This is a genomic window from Kitasatospora sp. NPDC004289 (assembly GCF_053602875.1).
In genome coordinates, this window is the sequence record NZ_JBSGEL010000190.1 from 1 (window position 1) to 1,072 (window position 1,072).

A 1,072-nucleotide genomic window follows, 5' to 3' on the forward strand; every position below is an offset into this window, starting at 1 on the left:
CGGAGCGCACCGCGCCGGCCGAGCCCGCCGGCACCGCCACCGACCCGCGCACCCATACCCCGGCACCGTCGCACAGCCCGGGCCCTGACGGCGCGTCGCCTTCGCCGTCGCGGGTGGACCCGCGGACCGCGTTCGCCAACGACCCCACCCCCAACCCGACACCGGCCTCGTCGGACCCGTCCTCCCCGGCGGGCACGCCCCGCCTGAACACCGCAGGACTGGGCGCGACCGCCACCGCACCCCCGCCCTCCTCGTCGGACCACCGCCCTAGCCCGGTCCCCACGGGCGACCCGACCCCCAACACCCCCGGCACGCCCAGCACCCCGGGCACCCCGGGCACCCCGGGCATGGCGGGTGGTGTCCCGCACACCGCCACCCCGCAGGCCGCCAACCCGAGCACTCCGTCGAGCCGCCCGACCGCTCCGCAGGCCCCGGCCGCGCCGACCGGTCCGGTGCCCTCGCAGCGCCGCCCCGAGTCCGACGGTCCGACGTTCGGCCCGCGTCCGGCCGCCGACCGCGGACCCGCCACCAACCGCCCGGACCCGCGCGCCGCCTACGCCAACCCCCGCCCCGACATCCCCTCCCGACTCAACCCCGACGGCCAGAACACCACCCCGAGGCCGGACAGCACGCCGCGCCCCGACCTTGGCAACCGCTTGAACCCGGACGGCCAGAACACCACCCCGTCGAAGCCAGACAGCACGCCGCGCCCCGACCTTGGCAACCGCCTCAACCCGGACGGGCAGCACGCCGCGCCGTCGAAGCCCGAGGCCACGCCGCGCCCGGACCTGGGCAACCGCCTGAACCCGGACGGCCAGAACACCGTGCCGAAGGCGGACAGCACCCCGCGCCCGGACATCGGCAACCGGCTCGACCCCACTGGCGACAACTCCCGCCCCGACGCGCCCCGTTCGCACGACGACGGCAAGCCCGACATCGGCAACCGCCTGGACCCCGAGGGCCACAACACCCACCGCACCGACGACGACGGCCACACGTCGAAGGAGCCCTACCGCCCCGCCACCGAGGACCGCCCCCAGGGCAGCCCCGGCGGACTCGACGACCCCTCACC

Annotated in this window: 1 pseudogene; it reads left to right on the forward strand. The window is 77.5% G+C overall.

Annotated features, from left to right (window positions below):
• Positions 1-113: 113 nt before the first annotated feature.
• A pseudogene (locus ACWEPF_RS39955) lies at positions 114-1,072 on the forward strand (hypothetical protein); the annotation flags it as partial.